20 protein-coding genes, 3 tRNA genes and 1 pseudogene are annotated in these 17774 nt (G+C 48.7%); 6 read left to right on the top strand and 18 right to left on the bottom strand.

What is annotated here, in order from left to right; translation table 11 throughout:
• Positions 1–584: pseudogene (locus ACI4WN_RS08880) on the bottom strand (hypothetical protein); the annotation flags it as partial.
• Positions 585–593: 9 nt separating this feature from the next.
• Positions 594–1706, bottom strand: a complete 1113-nt coding sequence (locus tag ACI4WN_RS08875; RefSeq protein ID WP_439777863.1) for a hypothetical protein — start codon at positions 1704–1706, stop codon at positions 594–596.
• A 112-nt stretch (positions 1707–1818) separates the two neighbouring features.
• Between ACI4WN_RS08875 and ACI4WN_RS08870 the strand changes: the two genes are divergently transcribed.
• A complete protein-coding gene (locus ACI4WN_RS08870; RefSeq protein WP_439777862.1) occupies positions 1819–2118 on the top strand; it encodes a rhodanese-like domain-containing protein in 300 nt (99 codons plus the stop codon).
• A gap of 61 nt (positions 2119–2179) precedes the next feature.
• Here the strand turns inward: ACI4WN_RS08870 and ACI4WN_RS08865 are convergent, their stop codons facing one another.
• The 4 genes from ACI4WN_RS08865 to ACI4WN_RS08850 all read right to left on the bottom strand — a co-directional run bounded on the left by ACI4WN_RS08865 (position 2180) and on the right by ACI4WN_RS08850 (position 5335).
• Positions 2180–2836 (bottom strand): zinc metalloproteinase, encoded by a 657-nt coding sequence (locus ACI4WN_RS08865; RefSeq protein ID WP_439777861.1) that lies wholly within the window; start codon positions 2834–2836, stop codon positions 2180–2182.
• 462 nt (positions 2837–3298) lie between these two features.
• Positions 3299–4912, bottom strand: a complete 1614-nt coding sequence (locus ACI4WN_RS08860) for a peptide ABC transporter substrate-binding protein (RefSeq protein ID WP_439777860.1) — start codon at positions 4910–4912, stop codon at positions 3299–3301.
• A 264-nt stretch (positions 4913–5176) separates the two neighbouring features.
• A tRNA-Gln gene (locus ACI4WN_RS08855) sits at positions 5177–5248 on the bottom strand.
• Positions 5249–5253: 5 nt separating this feature from the next.
• A tRNA-Tyr gene (locus tag ACI4WN_RS08850) sits at positions 5254–5335 on the bottom strand.
• A 51-nt stretch (positions 5336–5386) separates the two neighbouring features.
• On the opposite strand from ACI4WN_RS08850, the gene ACI4WN_RS08845 reads away from it, so the two are divergent.
• Positions 5387–5650, top strand: coding sequence for a hypothetical protein (locus ACI4WN_RS08845; RefSeq protein ID WP_439777859.1), 264 nt, complete (start codon positions 5387–5389; stop codon positions 5648–5650).
• A gap of 105 nt (positions 5651–5755) precedes the next feature.
• Here ACI4WN_RS08845 and ACI4WN_RS08840 read toward each other — a convergent pair whose 3' ends face one another.
• From ACI4WN_RS08840 to ACI4WN_RS08810, 7 genes are all read right to left on the bottom strand, one after another.
• Positions 5756–6811, bottom strand: a complete 1056-nt coding sequence (locus ACI4WN_RS08840) for a PTS transporter subunit IIC (protein ID WP_439777858.1) — start codon at positions 6809–6811, stop codon at positions 5756–5758.
• A complete protein-coding gene (locus ACI4WN_RS08835) occupies positions 6798–7979 on the bottom strand; it encodes an aminotransferase class I/II-fold pyridoxal phosphate-dependent enzyme (protein WP_439777866.1) in 1182 nt (393 codons plus the stop codon). The genes ACI4WN_RS08840 and ACI4WN_RS08835 overlap by 14 nt, the downstream gene beginning before the upstream one ends.
• A gap of 324 nt (positions 7980–8303) precedes the next feature.
• Positions 8304–8465 (bottom strand): hypothetical protein, encoded by a 162-nt coding sequence (locus ACI4WN_RS08830; RefSeq protein ID WP_009558026.1) that lies wholly within the window; start codon positions 8463–8465, stop codon positions 8304–8306.
• Between the two features lie 86 nt (positions 8466–8551).
• Positions 8552–8623: transfer RNA gene (locus ACI4WN_RS08825), tRNA-Gln, on the bottom strand.
• 279 nt (positions 8624–8902) lie between these two features.
• Positions 8903–9394 (bottom strand): YbhB/YbcL family Raf kinase inhibitor-like protein, encoded by a 492-nt coding sequence (locus ACI4WN_RS08820; RefSeq protein ID WP_439777857.1) that lies wholly within the window; start codon positions 9392–9394, stop codon positions 8903–8905.
• Between the two features lie 54 nt (positions 9395–9448).
• The gene (locus ACI4WN_RS08815) at positions 9449–10072 is read right to left on the bottom strand and encodes an NUDIX hydrolase N-terminal domain-containing protein (RefSeq protein WP_439777856.1); all 624 of its coding nucleotides are present in this window, start codon (positions 10070–10072) and stop codon (positions 9449–9451) included.
• Between the two features lie 208 nt (positions 10073–10280).
• Positions 10281–11909, bottom strand: coding sequence for a peptide ABC transporter substrate-binding protein (locus ACI4WN_RS08810; protein ID WP_439777855.1), 1629 nt, complete (start codon positions 11907–11909; stop codon positions 10281–10283).
• Between the two features lie 259 nt (positions 11910–12168).
• Here ACI4WN_RS08810 and ACI4WN_RS08805 point away from each other — a divergent pair, with 259 nt between their 5' ends.
• The 4 genes from ACI4WN_RS08805 (at position 12169) to ACI4WN_RS08790 (ending at position 14648) form a co-directional block, all read left to right on the top strand.
• On the top strand, positions 12169–12711 hold the full coding sequence (locus ACI4WN_RS08805) for an RNA polymerase sigma factor (RefSeq protein ID WP_412130827.1): 543 nt from the start codon (positions 12169–12171) through the stop codon (positions 12709–12711).
• Positions 12711–13154 carry a hypothetical protein gene (locus tag ACI4WN_RS08800; protein ID WP_439777854.1) on the top strand — a complete coding sequence of 148 codons (444 nt, stop codon included), beginning with the start codon at positions 12711–12713 and terminating at the stop codon, positions 13152–13154. Before ACI4WN_RS08805 ends, ACI4WN_RS08800 begins: the two co-directional genes overlap by 1 nt.
• A 2-nt stretch (positions 13155–13156) precedes the next feature.
• A complete protein-coding gene (locus ACI4WN_RS08795) occupies positions 13157–13651 on the top strand; it encodes a hypothetical protein (protein ID WP_439777853.1) in 495 nt (164 codons plus the stop codon).
• A 61-nt stretch (positions 13652–13712) separates the two neighbouring features.
• Positions 13713–14648, top strand: coding sequence for a diacylglycerol/lipid kinase family protein (locus ACI4WN_RS08790; protein ID WP_439777852.1), 936 nt, complete (start codon positions 13713–13715; stop codon positions 14646–14648).
• Between the two features lie 113 nt (positions 14649–14761).
• On the opposite strand, the gene rpsI is transcribed toward ACI4WN_RS08790, so the two are convergent.
• The 5 genes from rpsI to ACI4WN_RS08765 form a co-directional block, all read right to left on the bottom strand.
• Positions 14762–15157 carry a 30S ribosomal protein S9 gene (gene rpsI / locus ACI4WN_RS08785; RefSeq protein ID WP_008460185.1) on the bottom strand — a complete coding sequence of 132 codons (396 nt, stop codon included), beginning with the start codon at positions 15155–15157 and terminating at the stop codon, positions 14762–14764.
• Between the two features lie 12 nt (positions 15158–15169).
• Positions 15170–15613, bottom strand: a complete 444-nt coding sequence (gene rplM, locus ACI4WN_RS08780; RefSeq protein ID WP_008460184.1) for a 50S ribosomal protein L13 — start codon at positions 15611–15613, stop codon at positions 15170–15172.
• A 105-nt stretch (positions 15614–15718) separates the two neighbouring features.
• Positions 15719–16504, bottom strand: coding sequence for a tRNA pseudouridine(38-40) synthase TruA (truA, locus tag ACI4WN_RS08775; RefSeq protein WP_154486190.1), 786 nt, complete (start codon positions 16502–16504; stop codon positions 15719–15721).
• A gap of 48 nt (positions 16505–16552) precedes the next feature.
• On the bottom strand, positions 16553–17350 hold the full coding sequence (locus ACI4WN_RS08770) for an energy-coupling factor transporter transmembrane component T family protein (RefSeq protein WP_008460178.1): 798 nt from the start codon (positions 17348–17350) through the stop codon (positions 16553–16555).
• On the bottom strand, positions 17343–17774 hold a 432-nt coding region (locus ACI4WN_RS08765; protein WP_439777851.1), incomplete at its 5' end, for an ATP-binding cassette domain-containing protein. The genes ACI4WN_RS08765 and ACI4WN_RS08770, both read right to left, overlap by 8 nt.

Genomic DNA, 17774 nt, shown 5'->3' with positions numbered 1-17774 from the left:
GCTTCTAAAGTCGACCTGCCTAGGTAAACTTCGCTGGCGCTGACTTGGTCAAAGTACAAGAGAAAGTCGCTCCGGTCCAACTTAAAGTCTTGCCCGACCACGCCGCTAAGGTTCAGCTGCCCGCTGCCTTCAGCCCTGATCGCCGTCTTGCCGGTAAAGGTCGTGTCGCTGATCTGAGCAAACTTTGCGCCGTCTTCAGCTAGATCCAATCCCCCGCCCTCAAAGCGGCAGGAGTAGCTTTCAAAGTTCAAGTCGCCGTGCGCGATAATCCCGGTCCGGCTGCTTTTAATGATGCAGTTTCTAAGCGACAAATAAGGACTGTCCTGGTTTAAAACTTCAATGGCTTCTTCGCCTTCAAGGGTCAGGTTTTCCAAGGTTAAGTAGCGGCCCAGCAAGAGCAAATTGCCCTTTAAGACCGTCATCTCGGGGCTGGATCCCGTTCCTTTCAAGACCACGTCGCCCAGATCCAGTCCTGGCAAAAAGTACTCCCCGGGACTGAGCAAGAGGACGTCATCTTTTTGGATTTCCGTAATTGCCTGGTCAAAAGGCGTCTGGTCAGCCGCAACTTTTACAATTCTTGCCAATTCGCCCTCCTATTCCTTTAACGCCGTCCAGTTAATGCCAAGCAGAGATATGTTCTCAGGCTCTTGACACTTGATCTCAAGGGGATGGCCCTGGTGGTAGAGGGCATTAGCCTTGAGACGGGCCTGGTCTTCGACCAAAGCCGTCGACGCATTCGGCTCAAAAAGGAGGTTGCGGCCAGTGAGCTGAGCAGAATCCACCAGGTAGACAAAGTACTGGTAGTCGCCATTGCTCTTAAAGGTCACCAGCTGGCAATCAGCTGAACTGGTCCCTTCTAGGCTGGTCGTCGCCTCGATCACCACGTTGGTCAAGGTCATCCTTGCTTCATCTCTAGCCTGCAGGCTGTAGAGCTCCGAATTTTGGATCAAGACCCGGGCGCGCTCAGCCAGACAGAACTGGCCAAAGAAGTCGCTGCTGACAATGTTCAACCAGCAATCGCCCCGGGCAAAGAGGCTGTATTCCGGCTGGACAATCTGGCTATTTAAGAGGTTCAGCCAGGTCCGGCCGGTCAAGTTCAGGCAGCCAACTTCTGAATTGTTGATGTCGAGCTCAATATTGCAGCTGTCAAAGCTGGTGATGGCGCCGGCTAAACGGGAGTTGTTGATGATGGCCGTCCCCTCCCCTTCAAAGGAGATGGCGCCAAAGTCATCAGAGGCAAAGTCCAGGTCGCAGTCGGCCATTTCCAGGCGGAAGCTGGACGTGGCAAAAAAGGAAATGGACCCGCCCGTCAACCGCGTTGAAAACAGGAAGACGCTGGCTTGACCGTTGATGGCCAGGGTCGTAATCTTGCTGTTATTTCCTTTTAATACGCAGTTGCGGAAGATCAAGTAACTATTAGCATCTTCTGGCAGGTCGATAGTGTTGGTCTCGCCGTAAGGCTCTAAGTAGAGGTTTTCAAAGCAGACCCGGCCGCTGTTTGGCCCAATGCGAAAAAAGCTCCGAATTCGAGTGTCTTCCGGATTGGCGCCCAGGCCCTGGATGGTAATGTCCTCAATCACCTTGCCCCGCGGCCAGTCATAATAGCCCGGCTCCAGCATCAGGTAGTCGCCCGGGGTGAGGTCTAGCATGGCCCGGTGCCAGGTAACTTCCCCGCCGCCAGTGCCAACTTTGATGTATCGCGTCATGAATTTCAGCTCCTAGTAGAAAACTAACTTCTATTGTACTAGCAATTACGATAAAATAGGTAGAACACGCTTATTTTTAAGCAAGAAAATGTGAGAGGATCAAAGTTTAAAGATGAAAGAGATTACGACTAAAGAGCTGGCAGACTTGCTGGCAGCTAAAGACATTAAGTTAATCGATGTCCGCACGCCAATCGAATACCTGGCTGGCCACATCAAGGAAGCCAAGAACTTTCCTTTAGAAGAGATCAATTCTTTTGACCTGCCAAAAAGTGACCGCTACTACCTGATCTGCCGGTCCGGCAACCGGTCAGGGCAAGCCGCGGCCATTTTGAGCCAGAAGGGCTACACAGACCTGGTCAACGTCCAAGGCGGGATGCTGGACTGGGACGGCGCAACAATTAACGACTTATAAAGTAAAAAGGCCAAGACTTCCAAAAAGAAGTTCTTGGTCTTTTTTGATATCGCTCTAAAAATTAGTAGTTTATATTTTCGCTTTGACCAGCTTCAGTGATGGCAAACTTAGCCTTTTGACTGGTCTTCTTGTCCTTGGTCTTGGCGGTCACTTCAAAGTTGCCCTTCTTGCCAGTCAATTCCTTTTCAGTAAAGGTAACCGTCGTTTGGTAGGCGCTGCCGGTGCCTACTTGCACCTTCTTGGCCTTAGTGGTCTTAGCAGTCTTCACCAGTTTGCCGCCGTAGTAGAAGTTCAAAGTTGCGCCCTTAACCGTGTTCACAGTGTAAGTGATGCCCTTGTCTTTTTCGTGGTCAACTTTTACAGCAGTTGGCGCACTAGTTACATACTTGTCGCTAGTAACCTTGTAAGCCTTGGTAATGGTCTTGCCCTTGCTGTTTTGGCCCAGCAGGGTGAAGTTCTTGTAGCCAGTAAACTTCACCTTAGCCTTGAAAGTCCCCTTCTTGCTTACAGCTGCCTTCTTAACCGCCTTGCCGTTGTAGCTGATCTTAACAGTCTTGGCACCCTTGGCTTTGCCAGTCAAAGTCAAGGACTTGGTCTTAGCGGCGTACTTGGTCTTGATTGAGCTGATCGTCGTCTTCTTAGCAGCAAAGGCTGGCGTAGCCACGCCGCCAAACAAGGCCAAAGCAGATGCAACAACGATTAAATTCTTTTTTAACATAATATCCTCCTGTATTCCTATCTAATAACTTTCTAGCCTTATTTTAGGCCGAACCGTTTTCATTTTCAATATCATTTCTAGTTTTTTATAAAAATATCAACCGTAGTATATAGATAACTAACAAAATATCGGGGAATCAGCCTTCCAAAACGACTATGGCTAACTAAGGTTGGGGGAATCGATCCCTAAAAAATGCCGTGGCTAACTAAGGTTGGGGGAATCGATCCCCAAAAAATGCCATGGCTAACTAAGGTTGGGGGAATCCTTCTCCAAAAAATGCCGTGGCTAACTAAGGTTGGGGGAATCCTTCTCCAAAAAATGGCGTGGCTAACTAAGGTTGGGGGAATCCTTCTCCAAAAAAAGACCATGGCTACCCACACCAGGGGGAAGCAACGACCCAAAATCGCCGTAGCTACGGGGAACCCACCAAAAAACGCGCCCCCAAAGGAGAGCGCGCACTAATTATTTAATTTGAACGTCCCAGTAGTAAGCTACCGTGCCGTATGGTGACAGTCTGAAGCCCTTCACCTTGCTGTTTAAAAGGTATGATACCCCAGCCTGGTAAAGCGGCGCCGTGAAGGCGTCCTTTTGGACCAGCTGTTTTTCAGCAGCAACCAGAGCCGCCTGTCTTTTGGCTGGCTGAGTTGCATAAGTTGTCTTAGCCAGGTTGATCTGCTTCCAGAAGTTCTTGTTCTTGTAGTCAGTTTCCAGGTTGAACAAACCACCGATAGTCAGGTAGTCGATTGGGTCCTGGAAGCTTGGCTGCCAAGTCCCGTAAACCATGTCAAACTTGTGGGCAGTGGTGTCAGCCAAACGTGACTTCAGCGGAATTGACCGCAATTTTACCGTCAGGCCTGGCAGGTTCTTCATCAAGTCGCTTTGGATGTATTCCCCTACCCGCTTAGAAGCGTCCATGTCACTGGTCAAAAGTTCAATGGTGATCTTGGACTTGCCCAGCTGCTTTTTAGCCTTAGCCCATTCAGCCTTAGCTTCCGCCAAGTTATAGCCAGCCAGCTTACCAGCGCTGATCCGGTAGTCCTTGCCGTTTGCGTCATAGATAAAGCCGCTGGCCACCAAGCCGGTTGCAGCCTTACCAGAGTGCAGGACCGTCTTAACCAGTTGTGTCCGGTTGATGCCCAAGCTGATCGCCCGGCGGACGTGGACATTGCCGGTAGTCTTACGCTTCAAGTTGAAGACCATGTAGCCGTTAGTAGGCGTGGTCTTGCTGTGGTAGTCCTTGTTCTTTTGGTACTGCTTGACGTAATCGCTGTCTACTGGTGCGTAGTCCAAGTCGCCGGCCTTGTATAAGTTGAGGCCAGTTGACGTGGTCTTGATCACCTGGTAGTTGAGCTTGGTCAGGTGCACGCTCTCAGCGTTCCAGTAAGTCTTGTTCTTAACCAAAGTCCACTTGATGCTCGAGCCGGTCCAGCCGGTCACCTTGAATGGCCCGTTGTAAACCAGCCTGCTGGAACTAGTCCCGTAGCTTGAGCCCTGTTTTTTAACAACCTTGTTGTCTTGTGGGTAGAACTGTGCCCCAGTCAGCAGGTCTGGCAGGTAGGAAATCGGATTTTCCAAGGTCACTTGCAGCTTGTACTTGCCCAGCGCCTTGATGCCCAAAGTCGACACCGCCTTTTTCCCAGCCGTGATCTTGGTCCCGTTCTTAATAACTTGGTAGCTGTCGCTGTCTAAAGAGTTGTTCTTTGGATCGACCGTCCGCCGCCAGGCCGTCACGTAATCTTGCGCCGTTACCGCATCCCCGTTTGACCACTTAGCGTCTTTTCTCAAGGTAAAAGTGTACACCTTTTGGTCCTTGGACCGGGAAACCGCCGTCGCCCCAGCCAGCTTGGCCTGACCCTTAGAGTTGAAGCGGTACAAGCCTTCCATGGAGTTTTGCAGGATTTCTGAACTAGTGGTGTCGCCGTACTTAGAGGAGTCCAGCGTTGAGATTTCGCTCGTCACAGCGGTGTTCATCACCTGCTTTTGGCTGGAGCTGGTCGAGCTCTTTTGCCCGCACGCCGCCAAAAAGAGGGCCGCACCGGCTAACAAGGTGATAGAAGCAATTTTCTTTTTTTGCACTTTTCGCGCCTTTCTATACTTACAGTGTTTAAACAGACTTACATATATACTTTATTAGATTAACTTACAAAAAGTAACTCGAAATATATTAGTAGTATAGCAGTCTCTTTCAGAAATGTACAATTCTTTGTTACAATTCCAGGGATTTTCTTGAAAAAGAAAGTTGCAGATGAGAAAAGTGTGAGAAAACCGATGTGAAAAGTAAAAAAGAAAAGCACCTGCAATGCAGATGCTTTCTTTCGGGTTGGGTGTTCGTTTGAACAATTGCGTTAGCTGGATTCGAACCAGCGCATGACGGTACCAAAAACCGTTGCCTTACCACTTGGCTATAACGCAATCAATGGAGGAAAGTGGATTCGAACCACCGAACTCAGAGAGAGCGGTTTTACAGACCGCCGCGTTTAGCCACTTCGCTATTCCTCCGTTGAAGTACTCTATTATCTTAGCGAAAATTTACAGGTCTTGCAAGTCCTTTTGGCAAGTTTTTTATTTTTTGCCGGCAAAAGTTTAGACTTTGTCCCCTTCATCTTCCCAAATGAAGACTTCGCTGAACTTGCGAACTACCTAGAAAAAAACTACAAGCCTGATTTTGCCAAAAAGATCACCTTTATCGTTTTCGCCATTATCTACAACTACGATTCCCACATCTTCTTGGATCCAGACCTAGCCACCGCTTACCCCGACCTCGCTAATCGGGACCTGCGGGGCGAGGACCTCGATACCCTAGCATCCCACTAAAAAAGCTCACTAGCCTGGCTAGTGAGCTTTTCAAATGAACTATTATTAAAAATGAACTACTATCTAAACTCTTTTTTACAAAACTACAATTACAATTCCTACCAACTAAACCGCAATCCGCAGATCTTCAACACTGGCAAAGTGAGTCCGGTCGATGAAAATCCACTTCATGAGGAAGCCCAGAGCTACTGGGTAAACGACGTAGAGAACCGTCAGCAGGAGGATGCTGGCTGCACCTGGCGTCATCTTGGCGTAAGCTGCCAGCGGCCCGATCAAGCCGCTGAAGCCGAAGCCGGCTGAATTCGGCGTCCCTTGAATGTTGAAGATGGCTGCCAGCAAGCCAGAAATCCCGGATGAAACTAAAACTGGAATGAACAGCTTTGGCTTTTCCAAAATGTTGGCCATTTGAATCTTTGGCGTCCCGATGAAGTGGGCCAAGGTGGTCCCCATCCCGTTGACGCTGTAGCTCATGATGGCCAGGGTGTAAGCAGCCCCCGTGATGCCTAAGTTGGCAGCACCAGAAGCAACGCCGGACAAGCCGATGGCGACCCCGATCCCGACTGAGGAAATCGGGGAAACGATCATTGCGGCGAAAGACATCCCGATCAAGACGCCCATCACTAATGGTTGCAGCTTGGTGAAGGTCATGACGATCGTCCCAATCAAGGTGGTGATCATCTTGACGTAGGGCAGGGTCAAGGTTCCCAGCCCCCCGCCGATCAGCAAGACCACGATCGGCATCAAGATGGTGGTGTATGAACCCAGCCGCTTGCCGACCAGCTTAACCACCAGAATCGCGATGGTGACGGTCACCCCGATGTTGATGACGTCACCGGTCCCGGCTACAGTGATCACACCGTTTTTAAAAGTTATGGCACCAGAACCAATCATGGAGGCAGCGGCTACTGAACACATTTCCACCATGGACATGCGGAAGAGGTAAGCTGCACAAAAGCCCGCCATGGCGGCCAAGAGGCTTTGGGTGAAAGTCGTAATATTAATGACCATTTGGGCAAAAGTTGGCATCACGCCCAAAAGTGCCTTCATCAGTTGTCCCAACAAGGCCGCTGGCACCAAGGCCGCGATGACGCCCATGCTGATCCCGTTTAAAATGTTTAACGTGCCTTCTTTAATGGCAGATTGTTTTTTACTTTGATCCATTCGTTTCGTCTTCAATAAATTTCTTAATTCGGCTTACGCCTTCTTTAATATCGTCTAAGGCAGTGGCGTATGAGAAGCGGAGCCACCCTTGCCCGCCCTTGGCAAACCAGGAACCGGCACAAACGCCGACCTTGGCCTTGTCGCAGAGCTCGTAGACGAATTCCGTATCGTTTTGATTCAGCCCTTCTGGGATCTTGGCCCAGATATAGAAGGCCCCTTGCGGCTTGATCACGTCAAAGCCCAGGTCAGTTAAGGCATCGTAGAGGTAGTCTCTTCTTTCCTTAAAGGCGGCCTTCATTCTTTCAGCATCTTCATCCCCATTTTTAAAAGCTTCCTCAGCTGCATCCTGCATTGGGGTTGGCTCGGTCGTGGTGATGAATTGGTGGACCTTGGCTAGCTGCTCAGTTAATTCAAGCGGCGCCGCCATGATCCCAATCCGGTAGCCGGTCATGGCCCAGGACTTGGAAACCCCGTTTAAGACGATGGCTTGGTCACGGATGGCCTTAGCCATGGAAGCATGCTCTTGGTCGTAGTTGAGCTCGCTGTAGATTTCATCACAGAGAGCAAAGGTTGGCCGGCCCTTAATGACTTCCGCTAAGGCGTTCAGCTCTTCTTGACTGTACATAACCCCGGTTGGGTTAGTTGGATAGTTCATGACCAGGACTCTCAAGCGGTCGCCATATTCGTCAACCGCAGCTTGCAGCTGTTCAGGGGTCAGCTTAAAACCGGTACTGGAGGTGTCGATTTGGACCACTTCCGCTTTTTCCAATGCGGCGTCAGCAATGTAAAGCGGGAAGATTGGGGCTGGCAGGACTACTACGTCGCCGGGGTTGATAATAGCGGACATGACCGTATAGATGGCCTCGGTTGCGCCGTTAGTGACGATGATTTCGTCTGGGCTATATTCCATGTCATACCGTCTCTTTAAAAAGTCGCTGGCAGCTTTTTTCAGGCCTGGCGTCCCGTTTGACGGTGCATAGTGGGAGTGGTTGTCCACGATCCCCTTGATGGCGGCTGTCTTGATGTGGTCAGGAGTATTAAAATCAGGTTCCCCAACAGTAAACTTCACAACGCCTGGGTATTGGCTGCTATACTTGGCAAAGTTCAAAATGGCGGACGTCTTAACTTCGGCAACGCCCTTCTTAAAGTGCTTGGTTAAATCCATGATTTAATCCTCCTAGAAAATCAAAAATAAAACAAAAAATCGAGAATCATCACGATCCCCGATTAAAACAAAGTCTGGTTATGGAGCCTTGAAACGCGGATCTTGATTTCCTGCCGTTTCAAAACAATGTTAAGAAAACTCTTATTATTGAAACTGCAGATGCATGTTTTTTGAAAACTTGCACCTACAGATGCAAGTTAGTCCCAATAATAAAAGCTAAAGAAGCTAGTAGTCTTGATGGTTAAAACTGACATTGTTCTTGTTCCTTTCTCAACATTTGATGGTTTAACTATATCTTAGAAAGAAATTAAAGTCAACACCTTTTCATTAATTTTCTTCCCAATTATCTGGATTGTCCAGTAAATCGTTCAGTGCCTGAACCAGGTCCCGCCCTACGGTGATGGTGCCTGGGGTTAGGTAATAGCTGAGAGAAATTTCTTCCTCAAGTTTTTCTAATAATTGCTTTAATTCTGCTTGTTCGTTTTCCATACCGGCTGCTGCTCCCTTCTGGTATTCTGCTTTTTATTGTAGCAAGAAAAAACAAAAAGACCAGGCTTGCGCCTGGTCTGACTGTATTGCGTTAGCTGGATTCGAACCAGCGCATGACGGTACCAAAAACCGTTGCCTTACCACTTGGCTATAACGCAATCTTTTGTGCTGAGCTCTGCTCAACAAATAATATAATACCTAAGATTTGGAATTTGGTCAACTCTTTTTGGTAACTTTTTTCGGCAAAATGTTTTTTTAGGGGAGAATTATCTCAAAAATATTTGTTTACTTTTTGTCAAAGAGCGGGATAAAAAGATAAATGTTTCGAATAAAAATTGGGTAAAAGTTTTGGGGAATTTTTTCAAAAAAGGTCCCCTTTGTATAGCCCGGCCACACCGCCCACGCAAAAAACAGTGCCCAAAGGCACTGTTTTTTACTTATGCTCTACTTGGCAAATCCACTCGCGCCTCAGCTAGCGTCTTGCCCTTCAAGGCCCGGAGGAAGTCGTTATAGTAGTAGTCTTCCGGCAGGTCCAAGGCCTCGCTCAGCGCATAAACCCGCAAGGTGTAATCGTGGTCCTTGTCTGGCGGCGTTGGCCCGATGTAGCCCTTGTGAACGGACGCCGGCTCATTCAAAAAGCGCGACACCGTACTGTTAAAGCCGGACTTGCCGCCATCTTTCCGGGAAAAATCTTCCGGAATCTCACTCGTTGCCGGCACATCGCTGACCAGCCAGTGGATCCAGGCAAAGCCGCAGACCGGGATTGAGTCGTAGTCGACCAAGGACCAGGCCAGGTACTTGGTCCCTTCTGGCAAGTCTTCAACCGTAAACGGGAAGGACACCACCGGGTTGCCGGCCTCTTTAACTTCGGCATACTTGGCGTAAGCATCCGGCAAGTAGCCATTTTCCAATTCAACATGTACTTGCATAATTTTTCTCCTTACAAAAAACTCCTGCTAACTACCTCTTATTTTAGCATCATCTTAGTCAAATTCCGTCTGCCAGTCCGGACTCCGGAAGGCCTTGAAGCATTCCTTGATCTGGGCCGTGCTATTTTTCCGTTCAAAAATTGGTGGCAAATCGTCTTCGCTAAACCAGCCGGCCTGTTTAGTCTCGATATTTTCTTCAAACTGACCGCCCAGCGGCGTGCAGAGGTAGTAGATGTCGGTGATCCCGTATGGGTGGAGAGACCCATGGTGCTTGAAGTGGTCCCACACCGCAATCACCTTGTCCACCTTCACATCAATCCCCGACTCCTCCTTGCACTCCTTCACGCAGTTGTCAGCCGGCGACTGGTCCACGTCGCACCAGCCCCCTGGCAGGGACCAGTGCCCCTCGTTTTCCTGGACTAGCAGGATCTTACCCTCGCAAAAAACCGCAGCTCTGGTGGCAATTTTCGGCGTCTGGTAGCCGATCTCGTTACAAAAAAGCCCCTTGACCCTGTCTAGATCCACGCCGGACTTTTCCGCCAGCATCTCAGCCGCAATCTCGCGCAACCGCTCATATCGCTCCGTGTCAAAGACGTCCTTGCTGTAAGCCAGCCCCGTTTGCCCGATGGCCTGGATTTCCATGGCCCAGTCGATCAGCTTGTCACCTTTTTTAACCATTTTTCTGCATCCCCATCTCTTAAAAAGTTCCTTTTCTACTCCCTAATTATCGCGCTAAAAAGCCTTTTCACCAAATAAAAAGGAAAGCCGTGTGGCTTTCCTGTAGTAGGAGGATGTAGAGAAAAATATAAATTATGAAAATTGATATTTGATGCTAAAAGGAATGTAATTAGGATCAATAAAAGAATGAAGTATGATCATCACCCCCCTACTTGATGTAGGTTTCCTTAAAGTCCCAGCTGCCCCGGACGTTGACCGCCTTCTTGACGCTTGGACGAACCAGCATGACTGTCGTTGAGTAGTAAAGTGGGCAAACGCCGGCATCGTTTAAGAGGACGTCTTCAGCACTCGCCAGGTCCTTCCAACGCTTGGCGTCAGATGAGGTGGTCTTAGAGTCGGCAATCAGCTTGTCGTAAGTAGTGTTTGACCATTGCCCGTCGTTTTGGCTGTTGCCCGTTGTAAACAGGTCCAGGAAGGAGATTGGGTCGGCAAAGTCGGCGATCCAGTCAATCAGGCCTAATTGGAAGTTGTGGGCACCCAAGCGGCTCAGAAGGGTCTTAAATGGTACGCTGGAGACTTCGATCTTGACTTCTGGCAAAGCTGATTCAATGTTTGATTGGAGAGCTTCTGCCGTAGCCTTGGCCGTGTCGGTATCGCTTGAAGTCAAAGTCAGCTTGATCTTGCTTACGCCCAGTTCCTTCAAGCCCTTTTCTAGGTACTGCCGAGCCAGTTTCTTGTTGGCGCTGGCTGGGTAGAGGCTCTTGGCACTAGATGAAACAGTATCAATGTAGTCTTTCCCGTTCACCGTTGTCAGGTCCTTGGCGGTGATGGTGCTTGCCGGCTGGCTGGCACCCCCGTCAACCGTTGACACCAGACCCTTGCGGTCGATGGCCAGAGACAAGGCCTTGCGGATGTTGGCGTTTTTGACGTACTTGTTGCCCTTAGTCCCTTGGCCAAATTCCATGTAGTAGGTGGCCCCTTGCGCCAGGGTGGTAAAGCCTTTAGCCTTTTTCAGCTGCTTGATTTGGGAAGAGTCAAGCGAGGTGGCATCGAGCTTCTTTGACTGGTAGAGGTTGTAGGAAGTGTTGGTCGACTTTTGCACGCTCCAGTTGATTTGGCTCAGCTTGACGTGCTTTTTATCCCAGTAGGTCTTGTTCTTGACCATCTTCCAGGACAGGTTGGAGCCCGTCCAGCCCTTTTGGATGTAAGGACCGTTATAAGCCATGTACTTGGAGGCCGTCCCGTACTTAGAGCCGTACTTCTTGACAGCTTTTTCGTTTTGCGGGAAAAAGACCCCGAAGCCCATCAGCTTGTTAAAGTAAGGAATCCGCCGTTCCAGGGTCACGACCAGCTTGTACTTGCCGACAGCCTTGATGCCCAGAGTCGAGGCCTTCTTTTTGCCAGCGACGATCTTGTCAGCATTCTTAATCCCGGAGAAAAGGTATGAATATTCTGATTCAGTCTTCGGGTTGACCGTCCGCCGCCAGGAGTAGACAAAGTCCTGGGCTGTGACCGTGTCGCCGTTTGACCACTTGGTCCCCTTGCGGAGGGTAAAGGTATAGGTCTTCCCGTCTTTAGAGATCTTTTCTGACGTGGCCAGGGCTGGTTCCAGCTTGGAGGCGCTGGTAAAGCGGTAGAGCCCTTCAAAGGTGTTGGAGATTTGGGTAAAGGATACTGAGTCGGTCGCCTTGGACAAGTCCATGGTTGGAATTTCCGCGCTAGTCGTCCAGTTTAAAACCTGCTTAGTACTTGAGCTAGCCTTTGAGCTCCCGCAGGCTGACAAGCTTGCCGCTGCTAGGACGACCCCGGCGCCCATGAAGATCTTAGATATTTTCATTAAAAATCCCTGCTTTCCATTTTTTCTTGCTTGTGCTGCTCTTTTTATGCTTGTTAATTTCCAAGATTGAATTAATTATATTTTCATTTTCTCGGTTTTACAAGTCAAAGCAACGGTATAGGCCAAAATTGTTATAATCTTAACGTCAGCTTTTTCAGCAGTTAATAATCGCAAGTAAAATAGCTTATTGACTTAATCTTTTTAACAGGGAAAATTCAGCAAAAAATTTGGTCTATTTTTTGGAAAAAGTTGAAGACATTTGGCAACTTTTTCCGTTATATTCAGTAGCAGGAGGAGGCGAAAGGAAATTAACGATCAAGAAAACCTGGCACGGCTTTTAAAGCTTTACCAAAAGCTGGTGTTTTCTCTTTGCTTAAAAATCACGCATGACTACTTTGCGGCTGACGGTCTGACCCAGGAAACCTTTTTAACTGCCTATCAAAAATGGAGTCAATTTGACGGGCAAAACGAAAAGGCCTGGCTCTGCCGGATTGCCAGCAATAAGGCAATTGACTATCTCAGAAAGCAAAAGCCTGCCGCGGATCTTGACCAAGTGGCTGAGCCAGCAGACAGGCAAACGCCCCTAGACCAGGTCTTGAATCAGGAGCTAATGGAGGAGCTCCAGGAGGCGGTTAAAAAGTTGCCAGACTCGCTTAAAGGCGATGCTGAGCTCTACTTTTTAATGGGGAAAAAGACCAAGGAAATTGCCAAAGAGCATGGAAAACCGCTTAAAACCGTCCAGACTCATATTTACCGGGCAAGAGAACTATTAAAAAATCAGCTGGAAAGGAGGCAGCCCTGATGAAAGAGAGTCAACTAGAAAAACAGGAAGAGAAAGATAATGAAAAACAAGCAGAATTCGCCTATCTGACTGATAGCGAATTGGCCAAGTTGATTAACGCAGCCGAAAGGGATTTAGTCGCGCCGCCCCCTGACCTGGCTGACCAGGTCCTGGCCCAGGCTAAAGAAAGCGAAACTGAAAAGATAAAAGAAAAAACAGCCAAGAAGACTATCAGCTTAGCCCGCTATCAGCGGATCAAGGTCCAGATCATCGCCGCCTGTGCGGCCGCCTGCCTCTTGCTCTTAGCTGGGCAGTTCCTGCCAAAGAACTGGCAAAATAGCCTTGAATTTTTGGAGTCAGACAAGATCTCGCAGATTGCCAAGCAAAATCAGTTCACTAAAAAGCTGAACAGCACCCGCATCAATCTGCCAGATGAAAAAGCAAAAACAGAAAGAAGTAAATAACAATGCACTTTAGTCACCGTAAAAAAAGCGAAGTTTTAGAATTTTTTACCTCATTCATCCCCGGAGCCACTGAGATGTACATGGGCTTCATGAAGAGCGGCTTCAGCTTAATGCTGGTCTTCTTCACGGTCTTGATCATCCCAACCTTGATCAGCCTGCCCACCCTCTTCATAATCTTTGCCCTCTTGGTTTGGTTCTTTTCCTTCTTCCACGCCCGCAACCTGATTTCCTGCCCGGACGAGGAATTTGACAAGCAAGAAGACAAGTTCATCTGGGAAGAGCTTTTCCCAACCCTGACTCTCAACAAGCATGTCTTGACCTGGAGCGGGGCCTTCTTCATCCTGGTGGGCCTTGACGCCATCCTTAATTCTGCTGGCGAAGGCGGCTACTTTGGGGACTATTACAACGACACCGCCACCAACATTTTGGGTGCCATCATGGTCATCATCCTCGGCGTCTACTTGATCCATCAAGCGAAAAAGCACGTCGAAAAATAATCAAGAAAACAAAATACGTTATAATAAATACATTGGATTAATTTCGCGTGAGGTTAAGAAGATGTATTTTATTATTGCCAATCCGGCCGCCCAGTCCGGGCAAAACGACAACCACATTATTAAAAAGCTGGAAGCAGCCTTAGAAGCAGCCCACAAGCCCTACTTTACCTGTTTTTCGGCTAGGCCCAGCTATATCCGCAACTTCATCAAGCAATTTGGACAAAAAGAAGAAGTCACCCTGGTGGCCGTTGGGGGAGACGGCACCATCAACGGCGTGGTCAACGCAATTGAGGATTTTAGCAAAGTAAAATTCGCCTTCTTGCCGATTGGGTCCAGCAACGACTTGGCCCGTGGCCTAGGCATCAAGGATATCCAAAAAGATCCCGGCCAAGACGACAACATTCAAAAGATCACTGAAGGCAAGATTCTCAGGCAGATGGACCTGGGCGAATTAACTTATGATGACACCGGAGCCAAAAGACGCTTTGCCGTCAGTGCCGGGGTTGGCTTTGATGCGGCGGTTTGCTACGAAGTTAACCGGTCCAAGTTCAAGAACTTTTTTAACTCCTTCAACCAGGGCCGGCTGAGCTACGGGACCATTGCTTTAAGAGAACTCGCCACCATCCCAAAAGTCCAGGCAAAGGTAACCTTGGACAATGGCGAAAGCATCAAGATGAACAAGCTGATCTTCGCCGCCTGCATGAACACCGCCTATGAAGGCGGCGGCTTCCGCTTTGCGCCTGATGCCGACAGCAGCAGCGGCAAGCTCAACCTGGCAGCAATTGGCGACTTGAACCTCGCGCAAATTTTGCCCAAATTCCCAGCTGCTTATGTCGGGAAATACTACCACTTTAAGGGCGTCCACCATGGCCAGGGCCAGCAGATTCATATTGAACTGAGTCAGCCGCTCTGGGTCCATACCGACGGCGAGGTAACACGGAAGAGCCAGGCGGTAACGATTAGCTGCCTCCCCCACTGCTTAAATTTGATCATGTAAAAAGGCTATTTCCCAGGAAATAGCCTTTTTTCTTGCTATTCAATTTTTTGCATCAAAAAAAGCGCCACCCCTTGCGGGACAACGCTTTTGGAAGGCAAAACGCAATCGAAAGATTAACGCTTTGAGAATTGTGAAGCCTTGCGGGCCTTCTTCAGACCTGGCTTCTTTCTTTCCTTCATTCTTGGGTCACGAGTCAAGAAGCCAGCCTTCTTCAGTGGACCACGGAAGTCTGGGTCAACTTCAAGAAGGGCACGAGCGATACCGTGACGGATCGCACCAGCTTGACCTGAGAAACCACCGCCGTTAACGTTAACAAGAACGTCGTATTGGCCTTCAGTTTCAGTCAAAGTCAAAGGTTGCTTAAGGTCTTTAACCAAGATTGGCAATGGAATGTAGTCAGCAACATCCTTGTTGTTAACAGTGATCTTACCATCACCTGGTACTAAACGAACGCGAGCTACGGCGTCCTTACGACGACCAGTACCTGCATATGCAGCTTGTTGTGCCATTTAAACTACCTCCTAGATCAAATTGTTAATGTCTAACTTTACAGGTTGTTGTGCTTGGTGCTTGTGTTCTTCACCAGCATAAACGTGCATCTTCAAGAATTCTTGGTGACCAAGAGTGTTCTTTGGAAGCATACCCTTAACTGACAATTCAACCAATTTAACTGGGTTGTTGGCAAGCAATTCACCGGCTGAAACAGACTTCAAACCGCCACGCCATTCTGAGTGGTGGTAGTAGATCTTGTCAGTGGCCTTCTTACCAGTAAGCTTCAACTTAGAAGCGTTAACGATGATGACGTTGTCACCAGTGTCAACGTTTGGGGTAAATTGAGGCTTGTTCTTACCTCTAAGGATAGTTGCAACAGCAGTTGAAAGACGACCCAATGAAACATCGGTAGCGTCGATCAAATACCACTTACGTTCAATTTCACTAGTTTTTGCTAATGGTGTAGTACGCAATTTAGATTCCTCCGTATAATTCGTAGTTTGAATACAATAAGTTTCCGGGGCCTATCGTGGACAAACATACTCTTATATCATATGCTCTTAATACCAAAATGTCAATTATAAATCAAGGTCTTGGCGGTATTTTTTCGGGACCTCGTCGTAAAAAACATGGTAAAGATATAGACCACTGGCCTGGGCAGTTTGCTGAACCTCCAGGCGGTTCTTGGCCTTGATAACCCTCTTTAGGTCATGAACCGGTCTTCTGCCATTGCCGATCTCTAGCAAGGTGGCCACCAGGATTCTAACCATGTTGTACAAAAAGCCAGTGGCGATAAAGTCCATCACGATTTCGTTTTGCTCTTTATCCACAGCCACGTTCACATAGTACATGTCCCGGACCTTATCCTCAATTTGTCCACCGCTGGCCGCAAAACTGGTGAAGTCATGTCTCCCCAGTAAGTCTTTAGCCGCAATCTGCATCTTTTCCACATCTACCGGATATGGGTAGTGGCCGGTATAAAAACGTTTAAAAGGATTGACAAAGTGGTCCAGGCTCACCCGATAGCGGTACCACTTGCCCTTGACGGAAAAGCGGGAGTGGAAATCTTTATCCACAATTGCGCAGTCGGTAAAGACCATGTCCATGGGCAATTGGGAATTCAGTGCCCGGATCATGTTTTGAGGGGGAATTTCCCGGCCAGGATAATCAAAGTGGATCACCTGTCCTACGGCATGCACACCGGCATCGGTTCTGCCCGACCCATAGACGCGCACGTCCTGGCCCTTGGTCATCCGCTTCAGGATCTCTTCTACCGTCCCCTGGATGGTTCTTTGGCCAGGCTGAGACTGGAAGCCGTGGAAATCGTGGCCATCATAGCTTAATGTCAGTTTGTATCTTGTCATTCTTGGTATAGTTTATTTCTGTTGATATCTTATGTTTAAAAATATTTTTTACAGCATTCTGGTCGTGACCATTAAGATCGTCAAGATAATGCAGTAAAAAAGCGGCACTAAATCGACCTTTGACCAGGTCAAAATCCGGTAGCGGGTCCGCCCTTCGCTGCCCTTGTAGCCTCTTGACTCCATGGCTGTGGATAAGTCCAGCGCCACTTCCAGAGAATCAATAAAAAGTGGGACTAACATGGGGACAACTGACTTAGCCCGCTTGATCAGCCCGCCATCGTTAAAATCAGCCCCGCGAGAGCGCTGCGCATTCATGATCTTGACCGTCTGGTCAAAGAGGGTTGGCACAAAGCGCAGGGCAATAGAGATGACCAGACTGATCATGCCGACATTAACCTTGAAGAGCTTGAGCGGCTTCAAGATCCACTCCATGGCGTCTGCAATTTCCAGTGGTTTGGTCGTAACTGTCATCACAGTCGACACCAGGATAATCAAGGAGAAGCGCAGGAAAACGTAAATCCCGTTAATAATCCCCTCGCTCGACAGAGTAAAGATCCACCAGTGCCAGTAAGTCGTCCCTCCGGCCATAAAGAAGGTCTGCATCAGAGCGGTAAAAAGAATCAGCCAGATCATCGGCTTGACCCCATCCCAGAAGACCTTGGCCTTCAGACCCGTTGCCACCACTGCCGCCAAGCCAAAAATGGTGATGGCCAGGTAGCCTTGCCAATTGGTGGCTAAAAAGATCATGATAATGAAGTAAAAAGTGGTCAAAAGCTTGGCGCGGGGGTCGACCCGGTAAACAAAAGTCGAGCCTGGCAGATATCGCCCAATAATAATCTTACTCATGTGGCACCCCCTTTAGCCTTGCCGCAATCTCATCTGCCAATTCATTAATCGTCAGCGGCTGCTTGATCACGAAGCCAGCTTTTCCCAGTTTGTCGGCAAAAAGTGAACTGTGCGGTTCACTCAGGTGGTGCTTAAAGAGCCAGTCCCGGTCCTTGAAGACTTCCCGGGGCACGTCATGCTTGATGAGCTGCCCATGCTCCATGACCAAAACGTCGTCAGCATAATCAGCCACGTCATCCATGTTGTGGGTAACTAAGATGACGGTATGTCCTTCGGCTTGATACTGCTTAAAAAGCTCCATCATTTCGATCCGGCCTTGAGGGTCAAGCCCGGCAGCTGGTTCATCCAAACAAATGATGTCTGGCTCATAGGCCATGACGCCGGCAATAGCGACCCGCCGCATCTGCCCACCTGACAGGTCAAA

The sequence above is a fragment of the Lactobacillus sp. genome (assembly GCF_051893255.1).
GTDB lineage: Bacteria > Bacillota > Bacilli > Lactobacillales > Lactobacillaceae > Lactobacillus.
The sequence above is the reverse complement of the archived record's forward strand: the minus strand, read 5'-3'. Positions and strand labels throughout refer to the sequence as shown.